Raw genomic sequence first — 18,401 nt, 5'->3', positions numbered from 1 at the left:
GGATAATGCGATGAAAGATGACCAATCGTTAGATAAGCAAGTGACGCAGCGCAGCAAGAGTATCTATATTCTGCCAAATTTATTCACTTCAGCGAGTTTGTTTGCAGGGTTTTATTCGATTATTGCTGCATTTAACAGTCATTTTGTGCTGGCTTCAGTGTGTATTTATATTGCCGCGATCATGGACTCATTAGATGGGCGTGTTGCGCGTTTAACGAATACACAAAGCGCATTTGGTGCGGAATATGATTCACTGGCTGATATTGTGTCATTTGGTGTGGCGCCTGCTTTGATTATCTATTTTTGGGCAGTAAAGCATTTAGGACAATTTGGTTGGGCAGTGGCATTTATTTATTTGGCGTGTGTTGGTTTGCGCTTGGCGCGTTTTAACACACAGCTTGATGATAATACTCCAGAGAGCAAACGCTATTTTACAGGATTACCGTGTCCGGCATCTGCTGCAACGATTGCGGGATTTGTGTGGTTTTGCAATACCCTGGGACACACATCCGCTGAAGGATGGGTGACATTTTTCGCAACGATTATCACACTTTATTTATCAGCGATGATGGTAAGCAATATTAAGTTTAGAAGCTTTAAAGATTATGACTTAAAGGGCAAGGTGGTCTTTACACAAACAGTATTTGTCGTCTTTATCATTGCAATTATCTTTATCGATCCATCGGTTACTTTGTTTGTGATATTTATGATTTACGCGCTATCAGGCAGTATTGCGCGAGTTTTTAAAGGTAAACAAACAGCGCAGGTGAAATAGAGCTTATTATTGCTTGGCGTGTAGATTGTCACCGACAAGGTGCTTTATGACCATGCCAGCAATCGTTAGCCCAAACAATGCCGGCATATAGCTAATCGTACCATTAACAGCACGGTCGCGACTTTCACCTCCAACGGGCTCGGGTGGAAGCGGTGGTAATGAACTCTCTGTCGAGTATACGGCAAGAATGCCTTTTTTAACTTTCAGACGACGCAAGCGAATACGCACGAATTTGGCAAGTTTACAAATGCTTGTTTGATAGATGTCAGCGACTTTAATCTGGGTTGGGTCAAGTTTGCCACCAGCGCCCATGCTTGAGATAACATTGTAGCCATGCTCATGGGCATAAGCGACAAAGGCAACCTTGCACACAAGGCTATCAATCGCATCAATGACAAAGTCGTAGTGTTTATCAAAGATAGGTGTCATATCATCTTTGCGAATAAAATCATCGATAATATTAACCTTGCAATCGGGGTTGATATCCAAAATACGCTCGCGCATAATTTGGGCTTTTTTCATGCCGATATTTGAGTTTAATGCGACTAATTGGCGATTAAGATTAGATTTTGAGACAACATCATGATCAATTAATGTGATTTCACCAATGCCAGCACGCGCTAAGGCTTCAGCGGCGAAAGAGCCAACACCACCGACACCTGCAAGTAATACATGTGATGTTTTTAGTCGTTCAATACCATTATCATTGACAAGAATGGCTGTGCGTTCAAAAAGTCCCGTATGTTTCATTGAAAATTAAGTAGTTATTTTTTGCGGTAGTATGCCAGATAAACACTATGGATGCATTAATCTTGGCTAAATAGTGCGTCAATAAAGTCATCGGCATGAAATGGGCGAAGGTCATCAATCTTCTCACCAATACCAATAAAGCGAATAGGCAATTGAAGCTTTTTAGCAATTGCGAAAATAACGCCACCTTTGGCTGTGCCATCCATTTTAGTAAGCGTAATGCCGGTAACTGATAGGATTTTGTTAAATACCTCTGCTTGCATAATGGCATTTTGCCCAGTACCTGAGTCTAGTACCAGCATGACTTCATGCGGAGCCGTATCATCAAGCTTTTTCATCACACGTGCGACTTTCTTAAGCTCTTCCATTAAGTTGTCTTTGTTATGCAGGCGTCCTGCGGTATCAGCAATGACAATATCAATATTTCTTGATTTGGCTGCTTGCACTGCATCATAGATAACTGAAGCGCTATCAGCCCCCGTGTGTTGAGCAATAACAGGGATATGATTGCGCTCGCCCCACACTTGAAGTTGCTCAACCGCAGCTGCACGGAAGGTGTCACCTGCAGCTAAAATCACCGACTTACCTTCAGTTTGGAATTTCTTAGCAAGTTTGCCAATTGTTGTGGTTTTACCGGCACCATTAATGCCGATCATTAGAATAACATATGGTTTATGTGCGCTATCAATCACTAATGGCTTTTCAGAAGGCGTGATAATTTCCTTGAGCTTCTCTTTAATAAGATCGGTAAGTGCTTCAATGGTTTGTAGCTCATTGCGACTGACTTTATTACGCACTGTCTCCATGATTTCCTGTGTTGCTTCAACACCAATATCTGCGGTAAGTAACTGCATTTCAATATCATCGATTAGATCATCATCAATGACTTTTTTACCCAAGAGTAAATCACCAATGCCACCACCGAGTTTTGAACGTGTTTTTTTCAAACCCTCTTTTAAACGCGCAAATAATCCGCGTTTATCATTATTAGCTGTTTCAACTGCAATGTTTTTTTCTTTATGGTCTTTTGTTGATGTCTCTGTGCTAGCGGGTGCTAATGACTCAGGTGTTTGAATATCAGTGTTTGTTTTAGATTCAGCTTCTGCTTCAATTTCAACGGGTGTTGAAAAAGTTGAGGTTTCTACTTCATTTACAGTTTTTTGCTGAGGCTTTGCTTCTGTTGCAACATCTTGTTGTATTTGCTCTTCTTGAATAGTATGCGCATCAGGACGTTTGATTTTTTGTTCATTACTACGTTTAAAGCGGTTAAATAAACCCATGTCGATCAAAGTATAAATTTAAACTAGATGCATTCTGCATGATGCCTTAGGTCTTTTCAAGTATGCTTTATTGTTATTTGATGGTTAATTGCGATCAATACCAAAGAAATCAGGTTAAAACTTGGCGATAAACCCACCCCAAACTAGACCAGCACCAAAGGCTTCAGTAAGGATGGTTTGTCCTGGCTTTATTTGGTTGTTGCGTACAGCATGATCAAGTGCCAAAGGAATGGAAGCCGCTGAGGTGTTGCCATGGTTTTCAAGGGTAAGGATCACCTGTGACATCGGCATGTTAAGCTTCTTGGCAGTGGCTTCAAGAATACGGTAGTTGGCTTGATGAGGCACTAGCCAGTCAATATCTGAATCTTGCATATTGGCTTTAGTTAGTAAATCAGATACCAGATCACTAAGCTTAGAAACAGCCTTTTTAAAGACCTTATTGCCTTCCATATGTAACATTGCATGATATTGAGTTTGGGTAAATGGTGTTTTACTTAAAAGTCCCGGGATATTTAGCATATCTTTGCCTTCACCATCACAATAAAGTGTTGAGGCAATAATACCTGCCTCGTTACTTTGGCTTAGGATAATCGCACCGGCACCATCACCAAATAGAACACAGGTTGAGCGATCTTGCCAATCCAATGTGCGTGATATGCGTTCAGAAGCAATGACTAAGGCATTTTTAGCACTGCCGTTTTCAATATATTGTTTAGCAATATCAACAGCATAAACAAAACCACTGCATGCCGCACTAATATCAAATGAGGGACAACAAGGTGCACCTATTTGTGTTTGCACAATGCTTGCAGTCGATGGCATGATGTAATCGGCTGTTCCTGTGGCAACAATGATAAGGTCAATATCTTGAGCTTGAATATTGCCCATACTCATGGCGTTTTTGGCAGCTTCAATTGCCATGTGTGCTGTAGTTTCTGATTCATTGGCAATATGGCGTTGTTTGATACCAACACGTTGCGTGATCCACTCATCAGAGGTGTCAACCATTTTGGCAATATCGGTGTTATGTAGTACTTTGGCAGGTAAGTAACTGCCTGTGCCCGTGATCTTTGCAAACATTGTTCTAGCCTTAAGATTGCATAATGCGCTCAATTTGCGCCTGTGTTTTTTGTGGGATATTGTATTTGATTTCTTTGATTGCTTCGTAAATGGCAGTTTCAAAAGCTTCAGCTGAAGCACCACCATGGCTTTTAATCACAATACCTCTTAAACCAAGCAAAGACGCACCATTATATTGGTTGGTATCAAGTTTGCGTTTAAGTCCTGTTAGTACTGGCGCGCTGATCAACATCGCAAGCTTAGAGAAAATGCTATTGTTAAAGCTATCTTTTAACATGTCAGCAATAAGTTTAGCTGTGCCTTCCATTGTTTTAAGGGCGATATTTCCGGCAAAGCCATCACAAACGATCACGTCAGCTTTGGCTGAAAAAATATCATTGCCTTCAACATAACCGATGTAGTTGATATGGTCACAATTTTGTAGCATCTTGGCAGCTTGTTTGATGCTGTCTAAGCCTTTCATTTCTTCCTCACCAATATTAAGTAAGGCAACTCGTGGGCGTTCAGTGCCCTTAAGATTTGCTGCTAACACAGAGCCCATAATGCCAAACTGGAAAAGCTGCTCCGATGAGCAGTTGACATTGGCACCTAGATCAAGCATGTAGACAGGATTCATTTTCTTGGTTTTGCGATCTAGCGAGGGAATTGCATAAACGATTGCTGGGCGATCAATTTCATTAAGTGTTTTTAGCACAAATTTTGAAGTTGCCATCAAAGCACCCGTGTTGCCTGCGCTCACACAAGCATCAACATCGCCGCTTTTAACAAGATTAATGGCAACGCGCATTGATGAGTCTTTTTTATTGCGAAGTGCTAATGCAGGAGATTCGTCCATCTCAACAATTTCATTGGCATTAACAATTGATAGACGTGTCGTATCATATGATGTTTTATGTGCGGTTAAAAATTGCTCGATATCTTTGGCAATGCCAACGAGACAAATATGTAAATCAGGGAATTTTTTCAGCGCAGATAAGCAAGCTGGAACGGTGGTTTTTAATCCATGGTCACCACCCATGGCATCAATAGATATTTTATAAGATATTGAACTGGTCACAGTAATACAGAATAATTGCCTTATCGTGCAGTTATTCTATTCATCATCAGAAGCAACAGCAACTACTTTCTTACCTTTGTAGTAACCGTTTGCAGACACGTGATGACGTAAGTGCATTTCGCCAGTTGTTTTGTCAGTTGAAAGTGCTGAAGCAGTTAACGCATCATGTGAACGACGCATATCTCTTCTTGAACGACTCTTTTTGTTTTGCTGTACAGCCATTATTAATTCTCCTATTTCACTACTTTAATATTAATCTTTCTTTGTAAATTTTAGCTCTTTTAAAGCAGAAAACGGGTTCGGTTTGTCCTGCTTTTCGGTGTCGCTAGTTTCAAAAACGCCATAGTATGACGTATTTTGTTCAGCTTGACAATCATTAAGTGATTTTTTTGGGATCATTGGAATTGAGAGGAGGATTTCCTCTTCTAATAGTTCAACGAGATTGATTTGATTATCTTTATAAATGTATGGATCATAGGTGTCTGGGAAGTTTTTAAAAAAACGATCATCTGTCACAAAACCAAGTTTAACTGGGTCATCAAAGCAAAACTCAAAAGGTTCAAGCGATCTTTGGCAAATGAGTGTTACCTTACCAGCAAGTTGCCCATCAAGTAATGGTTTGTTGTTTTCAAAGTGGAATTTAAGGTTAAGTTGAAAATCATAAGTTCCGTCAACGATGCATTCATGTAATGAAGCTAAGTGTGAAAAACTAAAGCTTTGATTAAGCACCACGCCTTCTTTAGCAGCTTTGATGGGATCTAAAATAAAAGGTTTTTGTTGTAACATGCTTTATCTCAAGATTATCTTTGTTAAAGTACACAGGTGTTTATGATAATGAAAGTTTAGGAGTATGCAAGATGACTTTGCAGCCAGGTGAAAAAATAAGCTTGCCGCAGGTGGCAATGACCTCAAACAAAATGTTTAGACTTGATGATTACCGTGGCAATTATTTGGTGATTTACTTTTATCCAAAAGATAGTACGCCAGGATGCACGACGGAAAGTATTGGATTTACCGATCATTATAATGATTTTGCTAAAGTTAATGCCACGATCTTCGGTGTGTCAAAAGACACCTTAAATTCACATGAGAAGTTCAAGGCAAAATATCAGATGCCGTTTGAGCTGATTGCGGATACTGAAAAAGCGCTTTGTGAGGCATTTGCTGTGCTGAAAGAAAAAAGCATGTTTGGTAAAAAATATATGGGCATTGAGCGCAGCACGTTTGTGATTGATATGGAAGGCAAACTCATCAAAGAATGGCGTAAAGTCAAGGTGTCAGGGCATGTTGAAGAAGTGTTAGCATTTATCAAAAATTTAAAGTAAGACACTTTTGAAAGAGGATCTGTATTTAGTATGAAAAAAATCGATCATGCATTAATGACTGCTATGGCGCAAAATGCCAAGGAATCACCGCGTTTACGTGCACATCATAATTTCCACGCTGAGTTATCAGACCTAGTCAATCGATTAGCAATTCACCTTAAAAAGGGCACTTATATTCGCCCACATAGACATTCAGAGTCGCATAAGTGGGAGTTGATCATAGCGCTTAAAGGTCAAATGGGCGTGCTTATTTATGATGATATGGGTGTTACTGTTGACAAGTTTGTGCTTGGTGCCGATGGAGATACTTTGGGGTTTGAGATGAAACCCAACACATGGCATGCGTTGTATGCGATCAGTGAAGATGCTTTATTTTTTGAAGTAAAGCCAGGACCTTTTACGCCAACTGCCGAAGATGATTTTGCCAAGTGGGCGCCCAAAGAGGGCGACAAAGAAGTGGTTGATTTTATGCGATGGCAGGAGCTTGCCAAAGTCGGTGAGTCTTATTCGTGATGTATCGATATTTTCGAAAATGCTTTTTTACCAATGTCTGTGCGGTGATATTCATTCTGCCAAGTAATGCTGTCTACTAATTTATAGGCATGAGCATAGGCTTCTTCAATATCATTGCCTAACGCAGTAGCGCAAAGTACACGCCCGCCATTGGTGACAATACTTGCCCCATCGCGCTTGGTGCCAGCATGAAAGACTTTACTGTTAGTTTGATGTGCTTGATCAAGTCCAATAATAATATCCCCTGTATTATAGTGATCAGGGTAACCGCCAGCTGCCATGACCACGCCTAGGGCTGTGCCTGGATTCCAGTGAGCTTCATATTCGTCAAGCTCTTCATTTAATGCGGCAAATGCAAGTTCAACTAAATCAGACTCTAGGCGCATCATAATAGGTTGTGTTTCAGGGTCACCAAAGCGGCAGTTAAACTCTAATGTTTTAATCTCGCCATTTGGCATAATCATAAGTCCAGCATATAAGAAGCCCTTATAAGCTTCCCCTTCATTTTTCATGCCATCAAGGACAGGTTGAATAATCTGTTGCATGACTTGTTGATGAACTTCATTGGTAACAATTGGCGCTGGTGAGTAAGCGCCCATGCCACCAGTATTTGGACCTTTATCACCATCATCACGTGCTTTGTGATCTTGGGAGCTTGCCATTGCTAGCGCATGTGCACCATCACACAGCACAATAAAGCTTGCTTCCTCGCCATTAAGGAACTCTTCGACAACAATCTCGCAACCGGCATCACCAAAGCGATTTCCTTCAAGCATGTCTTCGATCGTGCTTTGGGCTTCATCCATGGTTTGGGCAATAACAACGCCCTTGCCTGCAGCTAAGCCACTGGCTTTGATAACAACGGGTAAGCTCATTTCTTTGAGATACATTTTTGCTTTATCAACTTCAGTGAAGTTTTGATAGCGCGCTGTTGGGATATTGTACCTGGTCATAAAGTCCTTGCTAAAGGCTTTAGAGGATTCCAGTTGCGCACATTGCTTTTTCGGTCCCAAGCAGTTTAAACCGTGTGCTTCAAATTCATCGACAACCCCAAGACTAAGGGGTAATTCAGGCCCCACGATAGTTAACTCAATTTCATTATCTTTGGCAAAGTTTATTAAGTGCGGAATATCAGTCACCGCAATGTCAATATTGCTCACCTTGTCCTCGCGCTCAGTGCCGGCATTGCCAGGCGCGACATAGATATGTGTAGCATGCTCAGATTGAGCAAGTTTCCACGCCAGTGCGTGTTCACGACCACCATTACCAATAACTAATATTTTCATGCAGGATTCCTTCGGCATTTCACTTACAGACTTTAAGTGCTTGTTAGTATACCTGCCATAAACCATATTACAATGATTCTTGTCTTACCTTTTGATTGTAAAATAGCGCATAATCGTTTGCTGCAGGTAAGATGTGCGGTACAATTTAGCAAAATTTGTGAGATGAAATAGATAAGGGATGGCGTGAAGCATAATCATAATTCAAAACACAGTGTGCTTATCATGGCAGGAGGAACAGGTGGGCATATATTCCCAGCATTAGCGGTAGCAGATGAGCTTAAGCGTCAGAATGTTGAGGTATCTTGGCTTGGTACTGAATACGGTCTTGAGACTAAACTAGTTGGTGAGCGTTATCCGCTGTTTTATCTATCTGTTCGTGGCGTGCGTAAAAAAGGCATGCTCAAAAAACTAAGCTTACCCTTTAGTTTGAGTTATGCAGTCATACAGGCGATGCGTGTTATTCGTAAGCAAAAAGTCAAAGTGGTTGTTGGTTTTGGCGGTTATGCGGCAGGACCCGGTGGTTTAGCAGCGCGCCTTATGCGTGTACCTTTAATCATTCATGAGCAAAACGCGCGTCCAGGGATGACCAATAAAACATTGGCTAAATTTGCGCGTAAAGTGTTGTGCGCTTTCCCAACCAGTGCCTTTAAAACAAAGTCAAGTATTGAGGTGATTGGTAATCCGATTCGTGATGAGATCAAGGTGTTGCATGAGCAAAAGCATGATTTTTATAAGCATGTGTTAAATGTTCTGGTATTAGGAGGCAGTCAAGGGGCTAAGATATTAAATGACGCGATGCCAGAGTTTGTGCGTGATTTACCAAAGGATGCTTGCGTTAATCTATGGCACCAAACAGGTGAGAAGACTTATGAAGAGACCAAAGAAGCCTATAATTCGTTATCTCCTGATTATAAATGTGAGCTTACAATTGAACCTTTTATTAGTGATATGGCAGCAGCTTATCAATGGGCGGATATCGTTGTTTGTCGAGCGGGCGCTTTAACCGTCTCGGAGGTTGCTTGCGCTGGTGTGCCTGCTTTTTTCGTACCTTTTGCGCAAGCAGTAGATGATCATCAATATCACAATGCGCAATTTCTAGTTCAGGCAGAAGCGGCTATTTGTATACGTGAGCAGAATTTTAATGCGCAGAAATTGATGGCTTTTGTGCGTGCAGTGGACATGAATCGTGCCGAGCTTGAGAAAATGTCTAATCATGCTAAGGGTGTTGCAAAACTAGATGCTGTGGAGAAAGTTGTAACAGAGATTAAAAAATATCTTTCTGTCTGACTGAAGTAAATGAGATGGCTTTAAATAAAGCAATCAGTTTATGCGACAAGATGACTCAATTGAACTTGAGTTGTTAATGATTCTTGCCGCATTAGATGCTTTTTTGCGTTGGATAATACCTTTTTCATAATGATTGTGTCGCTTAAGTTGTGATTAGACATATAATCACGCATTTGTAGTGACAGTTTGGTCTTGATTGTTTGCTCAAAACCACTGCACTCAAGATAATTTGCACCAAATTGTGTGAATGCATATAACGCATCGCAATTAAGCTTATCAGCAAGCTGTTCAATATGGGCTAGTAATTTCGCTGCAATTTTTTGATTGCGGTGTGCTTTGTGTGTTGTTAATGCTTTAACAATCATTGCATGGTGATAGATTTCAATGTGAGCAACGCCGGCAAGTTGGTTGCTCTTGGTAAAAAAGCCAAAAAAGAGCTGTCTTGGGCTAAAAAACCATTCAGCATTAAAAAAGTTTACATCAGCAAAAAGTTGTTGAACTTGTGATTGATGTGCTTTTGTTAGTGCTTGAATCGTCATAAAGCGCTCCTTAAATATTAGCTTTTTTGGCTTTGTGGTTGTATGAACTTTTGTTTTATTTCGTCAGGTAACACTTTTAATGCGTTAGAACAACGCGTTACGGTGCTAATGCTGACCCCGAGATTCTTAGCAATTTCACGTTGCGGCTTTTCACCTAATATCATAAGCTCCGCTAAAGCATAGCGATTAGATATTTGATGTTTTTCCTCAAGTGTGAACAAAAAATCCAATAATTTTGTCATTTCAGTTTCATCATTTGTTTGTTGTAACAGTTTAACTAAGCTCTTCCAGTTGGATTCCATGATCATCCGACCAAATTTTTGTATTAGTGTAACGATACATGCATGACTGTGATCTGTCCAGCTAAAATTAGTAAAATTTACAAATTAATCCAGCAGGGCGGATTCGTATAATAAGCGCTAACAGTATTTGAATATCTTAACTAATGCATTTAGAATAACCAGCACTAAATTATGATATAGTGCGCTTCACTTAAAAGTGGAAGTGACTAAGTTGCCACTGACCAAATTGGTTTAGACTTAAAATATAAAGAAAGCAAAAAAGAAAAAAGGTTTTGTGCATGAATATAGAGCTTGCAAAAGAGAATATGATCAAACAGCAGATACGCACATTAGGTGTGCCCTATGGTGATTTGCTTAGTGTGATTATTGACACCCCACGTGAGGTTTTTGTCCCTAGTAATTATAAAGAGGTGGCATATTCAGAGGTTGAGATTCCGCTTAATCATCATCAATATGAGCTGACACCGCAAACAGTGACTAAAATGCTGCAATTGCTGCAACCTAAAAAGCATGAAAGAGTACTTGAGATTGGCTGTGGTAGTGGTTACTTAACTGCGCTTTTGGCAAAGCTTACCAAGTTAGTTGATGTCGTCGATCAGCATGAAGATATGTTAAATCACGTCAAAAATGCATTAAAAACGATTGGTGTTTACAATGCTAAATATCACGTGAATAAAGAAAATAAAATTGATGCTCTAAATCAATTACTCCAACAACATAATGTGTTTGATTTAGTGATTGTTAAAGAGATGGAAAAATCAGAGCCTACCGATTATCTAAAATATCTCGCTGCCAATGGTAGAATGTTGTACTTTCTCGAAAAAGATAGCTATGCTAAGGCTGTTTTGGTACAAAAGAATACAGATGGATCTTACCAGCAAATGTCAACTTTTGATGTTTATAAGCCAGTAGGGCAAAGGTTACAAGATAAGACATTTCAATTTTAGGTAATAATGGTAAAAGGTTAGGTAAATAGATGAAAAAAATCACCTTAATAATGAGTGGACTGCTTGTCTTGGGATATGCATCAGCAGAGCCTTCAACTGCAGCGGTACCAGCACAAGTAGCAACTACAGCAAAATCAAGTGCAGCGGATGCTCCGCAAGCACAAAACCTGTCAGGCATTTATCAGTTAGCGCAAAAGCAAAATGCGCAGTATCTTGCAGCTGAGGCAACATTTAACTCTACTCAAGAGGCAGTGCCTGCCGCATTAGGTAAGCTCTTGCCAAACATCACACTAGGCTATAATGCACAAGGCAATTACAGCTCGAGTGCGAACGCATCAGAAGGGCAGAAATCAAAATACTTTACACAATCACCAAGCTTAACGGCAACGCAAGCACTGTTTAACTGGGGTGCTTGGGGTGGTTATAATTACGCAAGCTATCAAGCAAAAGCTGATGCGATTACCTTTGTCATGGCGCAAGCAAGTTTAATTACCAATGTTGCCAGCGCTTATTTTGCGGTATTGCAAGCGCAAGACAACCTAGCGTATGCAGAAGCGAACCAATCATGGAACAAAGAGCTATTAAGTCAAACACAAGAGAAATACAAGGTTGGATTATCAGCCATTACCGATGTTCAGGCAATTAAAGCGCAATATGAGCAGGCTGTAGCGGCAACAGTTCAGGCAAAGAATGATCTAGCAACATCATATGCTGCATTAAGTCAAATTATTGGTCAGTCAGTGACTGCCGTTGAGAATCTAAGTGATAAGTTTCCATTTGATAAGCCGGATCCTGATAATATGGATAAATGGATGGACATTGCCTTGAAGCAAAACTATAACATCGTCCAGAATCAGTTTCTTTTAGAAGCAGCTAAAGCAGGTGTTAGTGGTTTATGGGGTAATTTCTTGCCTGCAGCGACACTAACAGCCAAAGCGTCAAGAGGATTAAGTTATCAAAACACTAATTACACATCAGGGAGTAACAGTGCATCTGTGGGTGTAGGTGTATCTTGGAATGTATTAAACGGTGGTAGTGATTACGCGTCATTAAAACAGCAGCAATATACTAAAGAAGCGTCAAAATACACTTTGTTAGAAGCTGAGCGTGCGACTGAAAGCCAGTTAAAGACAGCTTATTTGACGGTGTTGTCTGACATTGCTCAAGTGGAAGCTTATAAACAGGCAGTTATTGCCGCGGAAGCTTCTGTTAAAGCAATGAAAGCCGGTTATGAAGTGGGAACACATACGATTGTTGATCTTTTACAACAACAGCAACAGCTTTTCCAAGCGCAGCAACAGTACGCGCAAGCTAAGTATGATTATATCAATGATCTATTAACACTTAAGAATACAGCGGGTGTGATTAGCTATAAAGATATTGATGCGATTAATAAATGGCTCACTGCTGATAAAGTCTCAACCAAAAGCAGCAGTAAAATTTAGTGTTAACAGAAGGCATATTCTAAATGTCAAATAACAAAAAAGATGGCAGATTAAGTTACTTAGAAGTCTTTCTGGAGCGTATTGTTTTTGCTAGTCGTTGGATTCAAGCACCGATTTATCTTATTTTGATATTGGTGCTTTTAGCATTTGTTTATCAAATGGCGAATGAGGTGTTGCATCTTTTTACCAGTATCAATGTACTTAAGCCGCATGAGCTTATCGTTCTGGGGTTGACACTCTGTGATACTGTTTTGGTTGCAAACCTGATTGTTATTGTCATTATCAGTGGTTATGAGAATTTTGTCTCAAAAATTGATGTTGAGCATAAATCTGGCGAGCCTATTTGGATTAAGCGTTTATCCCATACGGGGGTGAAACTTAAAATTGCAGGCTCAATTGTAGCAATTTCATCGATTTCATTGTTAAAACAATTCCTAGATATCCCGCAATTATCAAATCGTGAGTTACTGTGGTATGTTGTACTGCATTTGACGTTTTTAGTTTCGGCACTTATTTTGGTGTTTGTTGGCTTGCTAGAGAAAAAAATTAAAGAATAGACGTATGTGGTTAAGCGCTTGAGTGCAAGGCTTGTCACGAAAAAATACTGGATAGATGATGACAATTAAAAAACGCCAACAGGCAATCGTTGATGATTTTGATTTCTTTGATGACTGGAGTGATAAATACGCCTATCTTATTGGGTTAGGCAAAAGTCTTGAGCCATTCCCAGAGGACAAAAAAGATGAAGCGCATATGGTTAAAGGCTGTCAATCACAAGTATGGTTTGATGCCATTCTGTATGATGGCAAACTTACGTTCTATGCGGTTAGTGATGCGGCAATCGTTTCAGGATTAATTGGATTGTTGCTTAAAGTCTATAGCGGGTCAACGCCAAAAGAAATTGTAGCATCAGATACTGATTTTATGAGTGAAATTGGCTTAGCAAAGCATCTAAGTCCAACGCGCAACAATGGACTGCACGCAATGATTAATTATATCTATGGTACGGCACAGAAATATGTCGATGTTAGCGCCTGAGATTATTGTTTTTAGACCTGAACCTAAAGCTTCTTTGCTGGTTGATACACTTTGTTTTCACGAAATTTACGCGTTGGCAGTTGAGCCATTTACGATTAAATATATTCCTTTTGAAATACCAACTGCTGCATATACGGATATTATTTTTACCAGTACCTATGCAGTAGAATCATTTTTCAGTGCCGATCCTGATCAGGCGATAATTGCTCATGCGACTGTTTGGGCAGTTGGTAGTGCTACAGCTTTAGCTTTACATAAGCATGGTGTTAAAGCGCATTATCCTGATAAAGCCGATTCAGAACATTTATTAGTAATCTTATCAGATACTGATCAGTCGATAAGTGATCGCCATTTCCTATTGATTAAAGGTGCTGATGGTCGTGAGTTATTAGCTAATGTCCTGCAACAGCAAGCGGCAAGTTTGTCGCTGATCAATTGCTATGAGCGCAAACCTTGTGATAAAAGGGATTTGCTAAGGAAGCTGCAGCAGATTGATTGGTATAATAGACATCCTAGAGTTTTACTTTATACAAGCTTTGATGCGCTCAAAGCGTCAATGCCTATTTTTGATATTTTTAGTGATTGGCAGCAAAAATGTACGGTTACCGTGACAAATAGGCGAATGTTGGACTGGGCTAAACGCCAAGGTTTTGTTAAATTATATCTGTTAGAGAATTTAACCCATGATCAGCTTGTAGCACAGATCATTAAGCTACGATAAGAGGATGTGACAGTATGTCAGAAAAAAGAAACCAAGAGGATAACGATGCTGATTTAGCCAAAACGACAGTTGCGGCAAAAAAGAACGATGAGAATGTAATCGTCAATAATCCTAAAGAAGAGCCGAAAGCAGCAAAAAAAAGCAGCAAGGAAAATAAAATAAGTTGCTGGCGAGGCTATATTGCTATTGTTGTTGTGGTATTTGTTTTTGCGGTTTTAGGTTTGGCAGCAAGCATGTTCGCATTATATAAGCAGCAAAATTACAACCAGACTTTACAAAAACTTGAATCAGTGGTGATAACACCTGTTAAGACCGATGACACAGCAGCGAAACTTCTACAAAGCAAGTTAGACGCTCAGACGGTAAAGCTTGATAATCAAGCTAAGATGATTGATGAGCTTACAGCAAAGCAAGTAAGTCAGCAAAATAAAGCAAATGAAGTGACTGAAGCACTAAAAGCCAATCAGCTTAATCAAGTGCAATTATCACAAAATGTCGCACAACTAAAACAAAGCTATTTGCTTCCTAGTTCAGAATTAAGTCAACAAATTCAGCAAATGCATAAGCAAGCCGTTGTTATTAATCTGCAATTTGCCAAACAGGCATGGCAGGTTTTAGGCAGTAAAGCGCAAAGTCTATTTTTCTTAAATCAAGCAAAAACACTATTGATGAATGTTGATGGTGCAGCGAAATGGATGCCGGCTTTAGATGCATTGATGACGCAAATTAATAATGAACCAAGTATTGATGAAAGCTTGATTAAAATTAACAATCTACAACAATTACTATCAAGCTTGCACATTCAATCACCATTGACTTTGGCTAAAAATAATTACTCAGGCAATAATGATTTGAATGAAATGAATCAACAGAATCAAAAAAATAATTGGCAGGATGCATTATCGCACTCATGGCAACAAATGAAGTCACTTATCCAAGTTGAGAAAATCAAGCCGCAAGACCAATTATTATTAAGCCAACATGCGCAAATGACTGTTTTAGCTGGACTTTATCAGTTGATTTGGCAGTTAAAACTTGCGGTGATTAATAACAACTCGCAGATGCTTGCTGAAGTGAAAGCACAGTTTAAGCAAACACTTGAGCAGTATTTTAAAGCGGATGATTCAAGCAAGAAAATGGTGACTGCTTTAGCAGCAATCAATGCGGTTAATGTCGATGTGATTAATAGCGATATTGATGCATTAACTAATGCAATATTAAAAGGGGGTAACCTTTCAAACAAAGATATTCCTGTAACTCAAACCAAAGGTAATCAGCCATGAAAAAAATCATCTGGTTGGTATTGATTTGTGCGTTAGCCGTATTGATTAGCTTATGGGTAATTGCTAACCCTGGTGTTGTCGCATTTTTTGTTAAAGATACCTTAATTAAGTTACCATTATGGCTTTTTGTGGTACTGATCGTCGCACTTTTTTGTGTGCTTGGACTGTTATATCACCTATTAAGGCTTGTATTGTTGAGTCCTAAGCAGTGGTGGCAAGGTCTGCGTATACGTAAGCGTGATAGATTGACGTATAAGTTAGTTGAAATGCAAAGGGCGTATTTATTGAGAGACCATCATCTATTGGAAAAAAAATACACCTTAGCGAAGCTTAATATGCCTATAGTTGGCGATGGCTTGGTGATGTTGTATTGGCAAGGTTTGTTAGCGCAAGGTAAATATCAGGAGCTGCAAAGTATTTTGCAAACTTCAAGCAAAGCCAACAAAAAGACATTTGTTTGGCGCTATTACCAGGCGATGATTTTTTATAAAGTCGAGGCATTTGATGAAGCGATGCCGTTGCTATTGACATTAATCAAAGACTCACCAAATAGCATTGAAATTATTGAGGCGTTAATCAATAGCCAATTGGCTGAAAGAAGAATTATTGACGCGAAAAACACACTATTAAAACATCAGCGCTTTTTATCGTCATCAACAATTGATAATGTGTTTCAGCAATTATTTAGTCATGCTATTTCCTTACGTGATTTAAATGAAATCTGGCAGAGTGTGCCACGGACACATAGTCTAACACTTGATGCAGAATATGCATACTTTAATCGTTTATATAGCTTGGTGCCGCAGACTGAATTTAAAGAGCGTATGCAAAAACGCTTACTTGTGTCATTTGATAAGCCACTTATTAGCTTATATTTAGAGCTGGCAAAGGATAATGCTGCCTATGAATTTGTACGATCATGCTGGCTTAAACAGATAAAGCAAGATGATCAAAGCTTGAATATCTTGATCATCAGTTTTGCTTTGATTTATCAAGATGATGAGTTTGTCGCTGCAAACTTATCCAAAGTGCATGAAAGTGCTTTAACAGTCCCTGAGCAGTTGAAATATCTATTAGCAAAAGAGCGATTAGCCTATAAGCAATCGATGCCAAATCAGGCGCAAAAGTACCGTGCTCTGCGCGAGCAACTATTACTGGAGCATTTATGATATATGTTAAACGTTGGTATTTGAACAATCCACTTAGAAATTATAATTATCTTGTTGTTAATGACACTAATCATAAGGCTTTGATTGTTGATCCGACGATGGCGGAGCATTATGAACAGTTTTTAAATGAACAAAATATCGAGGCAGAAGCGATTTTGCTTACGCATGATCATGGTGATCATATTGCAGCAGTGGCAGCACTAAAAGCAAAGTACAATATCCCAGTGTATGCGCATTTTGAGCATTATCGTGGACATCAGGTTGACCATTACGTCAAAGATGGTGAGCAATTGAGTTTCAACACAGCGAGTTGTCAGGTGATTACATGTCCTGGGCATATTGCCTCGCATGTCAGTTTTTATTTGCCACAACAAGAGCTTCTTTTTTGCGGTGATACGATATTTACCGCAGGCGTTGGTAATGTCAAAGATAGTACGGCGGATGTGGTGCGCTTATATCACAGTATTGAGAAATTGCGATCACTGCCTGAGACAACAAAGCTGTATCCGGCGCATGATTATTTTGAAAATAATTTGTCTTTTGCACAATCCATTCAGCCGCAAGATGATTATTATCGCCAATGGTTTAACAAAGTCACGGACATAAAACCTGAGGATAAACCGATTACAACGCTTGCTGATGAGAATCAAATGAATATTTTCTTTAGAGCGAATGAAAATGAACTTCAAGCAATATTGCGCCAAACAAATGCCAATATCATCGATGCACAAACAGCATTTTGTGAGTTAAGAGCGCGTAAAGATGTCTTCTAAAACCTTGGAGAAATATCAATTAACTGATCTATTGGGTGTCATGTCAGCGCTGCGTGATAAAGATAAGGGGTGCGCGTGGAGTCTAGAGCAAACCTGGCAAAGCCTAACAGAGCATACGATTGAAGAAGCCTATGAGTTAGTCGATGCAATAGAAAATCACGCAACAGATGCGGTGAAATATGAGCTGGCAGATTTATTAAACCAAGTGGTTTTTTATGCGCAAATTGCTAAAGAGCAAGCATTATTTGATTTTGAAGATATAGTTGATGCCTTGACACAAAAGTTAATTGTGCGTCACCCAGATGTTTTTGCTAAAGGTAATATCAAAGATGTTGAAGCCTTAGAGCGGCAATGGCTAGATATAAAAAGGCGTGAGCGCGGCAAATTAAACAGTGAGCTTGATGGTATTGCCTTGAATCTTCCAGCATTAACCATTGCCAAGAAAATGCAAACAAGAGCCTCAGGTGTTGGTTTTGATTGGCAGAACATAGAAGACGTTTTTACCAAGCTTGAAAGTGAGGTGAGTGAGCTTAAAGAGGTGCTATTGCATGATCAAGAGAAAGCACAAGAGGAGTTGGGTGATCTACTTTTTAGTTGTGTAAATCTTGCAAGGCATTTAAAAGCAGATCCTGAAGCTTTAATGCGTCAAGCAAATCAGAAATTTGCCCGACGTTTTCGCGGAGTGGAAGCTGCATTAAAATTGCAAGATCGTAGTATGCTTGATACGGATGCTGATGAGCTAAACAGGTTGTGGGAGTTGCAAAAACAATCTGAGTGACTTTCAGTAACGCCAATCGGTGAATTCAAACTTGATTCCAATCGTTAAAAGAA

Annotated in this window: 22 protein-coding genes; 13 read left to right on the top strand and 9 right to left on the bottom strand. The window is 39.6% G+C overall.

The genetic code is table 11. From position 1 onward, the window contains the following. Positions 1–10 precede the first annotated feature (10 nt). Entirely contained in the window at positions 11–775 is a 765-nt protein-coding gene (gene pssA / locus DNJ75_RS05650; RefSeq protein WP_117002216.1) for a CDP-diacylglycerol--serine O-phosphatidyltransferase, read from the top strand. Between the two features lie 6 nt (positions 776–781). Here the strand turns inward: pssA and DNJ75_RS05645 are convergent, their stop codons facing one another. The 6 genes from DNJ75_RS05645 to DNJ75_RS05620 all read right to left on the bottom strand — a co-directional run bounded on the left by DNJ75_RS05645 (position 782) and on the right by DNJ75_RS05620 (position 5,728). Further along, positions 782–1,525, bottom strand: a complete 744-nt coding sequence (locus DNJ75_RS05645) for a tRNA threonylcarbamoyladenosine dehydratase (protein WP_117002215.1) — start codon at positions 1,523–1,525, stop codon at positions 782–784. Positions 1,526–1,581: 56 nt separating this feature from the next. Further along, positions 1,582–2,601, bottom strand: coding sequence for a signal recognition particle-docking protein FtsY (gene ftsY / locus DNJ75_RS05640; RefSeq protein ID WP_373282846.1), 1,020 nt, complete (start codon positions 2,599–2,601; stop codon positions 1,582–1,584). A 318-nt stretch (positions 2,602–2,919) separates the two neighbouring features. Further along, positions 2,920–3,885: a beta-ketoacyl-ACP synthase III gene (locus DNJ75_RS05635; protein ID WP_117002213.1), complete on the bottom strand. Its 966-nt coding sequence runs from the start codon at positions 3,883–3,885 to the stop codon at positions 2,920–2,922. Between the two features lie 10 nt (positions 3,886–3,895). Next, entirely contained in the window at positions 3,896–4,930 is a 1,035-nt protein-coding gene (gene plsX / locus DNJ75_RS05630; protein ID WP_117002248.1) for a phosphate acyltransferase PlsX, read from the bottom strand. Between the two features lie 48 nt (positions 4,931–4,978). After that, on the bottom strand, positions 4,979–5,164 hold the full coding sequence (gene rpmF, locus DNJ75_RS05625) for a 50S ribosomal protein L32 (protein ID WP_117002212.1): 186 nt from the start codon (positions 5,162–5,164) through the stop codon (positions 4,979–4,981). A 30-nt stretch (positions 5,165–5,194) separates the two neighbouring features. Continuing rightward, on the bottom strand, positions 5,195–5,728 hold the full coding sequence (locus DNJ75_RS05620; RefSeq protein WP_117002211.1) for a YceD family protein: 534 nt from the start codon (positions 5,726–5,728) through the stop codon (positions 5,195–5,197). 71 nt (positions 5,729–5,799) lie between these two features. Between DNJ75_RS05620 and DNJ75_RS05615 the strand changes: the two genes are divergently transcribed. Both DNJ75_RS05615 and DNJ75_RS05610 read left to right on the top strand, forming a co-directional pair. Beyond that, a complete protein-coding gene (locus tag DNJ75_RS05615; RefSeq protein WP_206609093.1) occupies positions 5,800–6,267 on the top strand; it encodes a peroxiredoxin in 468 nt (155 codons plus the stop codon). Between the two features lie 30 nt (positions 6,268–6,297). After that, positions 6,298–6,780, top strand: coding sequence for a WbuC family cupin fold metalloprotein (locus tag DNJ75_RS05610; protein WP_117002210.1), 483 nt, complete (start codon positions 6,298–6,300; stop codon positions 6,778–6,780). Here the strand turns inward: DNJ75_RS05610 and purD are convergent. Further along, positions 6,771–8,066 (bottom strand): phosphoribosylamine--glycine ligase, encoded by a 1,296-nt coding sequence (gene purD / locus DNJ75_RS05605; RefSeq protein WP_117002209.1) that lies wholly within the window; start codon positions 8,064–8,066, stop codon positions 6,771–6,773. The genes DNJ75_RS05610 and purD overlap by 10 nt on opposite strands. A 183-nt stretch (positions 8,067–8,249) precedes the next feature. Between purD and murG the strand changes: the two genes are divergently transcribed. Beyond that, complete coding sequence (gene murG, locus DNJ75_RS05600) at positions 8,250–9,353, top strand: undecaprenyldiphospho-muramoylpentapeptide beta-N-acetylglucosaminyltransferase (protein ID WP_117002208.1); 1,104 nt, start codon at positions 8,250–8,252, stop codon at positions 9,351–9,353. 38 nt (positions 9,354–9,391) lie between these two features. Here murG and DNJ75_RS05595 read toward each other — a convergent pair whose 3' ends face one another. Next, a complete protein-coding gene (locus DNJ75_RS05595; protein ID WP_117002207.1) occupies positions 9,392–9,892 on the bottom strand; it encodes a GNAT family N-acetyltransferase in 501 nt (166 codons plus the stop codon). Positions 9,893–9,909: 17 nt separating this feature from the next. Next, positions 9,910–10,194, bottom strand: coding sequence for a trp operon repressor (gene trpR / locus DNJ75_RS05590; protein ID WP_117002206.1), 285 nt, complete (start codon positions 10,192–10,194; stop codon positions 9,910–9,912). A gap of 278 nt (positions 10,195–10,472) precedes the next feature. Between trpR and DNJ75_RS05585 the strand changes: the two genes are divergently transcribed. From DNJ75_RS05585 to mazG, 9 genes are read left to right on the top strand one after another with little or no spacing between them, the layout of a single operon-like run. Further along, positions 10,473–11,141, top strand: coding sequence for a protein-L-isoaspartate O-methyltransferase family protein (locus tag DNJ75_RS05585; RefSeq protein WP_117002205.1), 669 nt, complete (start codon positions 10,473–10,475; stop codon positions 11,139–11,141). 29 nt (positions 11,142–11,170) lie between these two features. Next, a complete protein-coding gene (locus tag DNJ75_RS05580; protein WP_117002204.1) occupies positions 11,171–12,586 on the top strand; it encodes a TolC family outer membrane protein in 1,416 nt (471 codons plus the stop codon). A gap of 23 nt (positions 12,587–12,609) precedes the next feature. After that, positions 12,610–13,143: a TIGR00645 family protein gene (locus DNJ75_RS05575; RefSeq protein ID WP_117002203.1), complete on the top strand. Its 534-nt coding sequence runs from the start codon at positions 12,610–12,612 to the stop codon at positions 13,141–13,143. 58 nt (positions 13,144–13,201) lie between these two features. Continuing rightward, complete coding sequence (locus DNJ75_RS05570) at positions 13,202–13,624, top strand: SufE family protein (RefSeq protein ID WP_117002202.1); 423 nt, start codon at positions 13,202–13,204, stop codon at positions 13,622–13,624. After that, positions 13,605–14,345 (top strand): uroporphyrinogen-III synthase, encoded by a 741-nt coding sequence (locus tag DNJ75_RS05565; protein ID WP_157968223.1) that lies wholly within the window; start codon positions 13,605–13,607, stop codon positions 14,343–14,345. Before DNJ75_RS05570 ends, DNJ75_RS05565 begins: the two co-directional genes overlap by 20 nt. Positions 14,346–14,359: 14 nt before the next feature. After that, a complete protein-coding gene (locus tag DNJ75_RS05560) occupies positions 14,360–15,628 on the top strand; it encodes a hypothetical protein (RefSeq protein WP_117002200.1) in 1,269 nt (422 codons plus the stop codon). Next, positions 15,625–16,797, top strand: coding sequence for a hypothetical protein (locus tag DNJ75_RS05555; protein ID WP_117002199.1), 1,173 nt, complete (start codon positions 15,625–15,627; stop codon positions 16,795–16,797). Before DNJ75_RS05560 ends, DNJ75_RS05555 begins: the two co-directional genes overlap by 4 nt. Further along, a complete protein-coding gene (gene gloB / locus DNJ75_RS05550; RefSeq protein ID WP_117002198.1) occupies positions 16,794–17,570 on the top strand; it encodes a hydroxyacylglutathione hydrolase in 777 nt (258 codons plus the stop codon). The genes DNJ75_RS05555 and gloB overlap by 4 nt, the downstream gene beginning before the upstream one ends. Next, entirely contained in the window at positions 17,560–18,348 is a 789-nt protein-coding gene (gene mazG, locus DNJ75_RS05545; protein WP_117002197.1) for a nucleoside triphosphate pyrophosphohydrolase, read from the top strand. The genes gloB and mazG overlap by 11 nt, the downstream gene beginning before the upstream one ends. Positions 18,349–18,401: the final 53 nt, after the last annotated feature.

Source organism: Cysteiniphilum litorale (assembly GCF_003428165.1).
Lineage (GTDB): Bacteria > Pseudomonadota > Gammaproteobacteria > Francisellales > Francisellaceae > Caedibacter > Caedibacter litoralis.
This window is presented reverse-complemented; position numbering and strand designations above follow the sequence as displayed.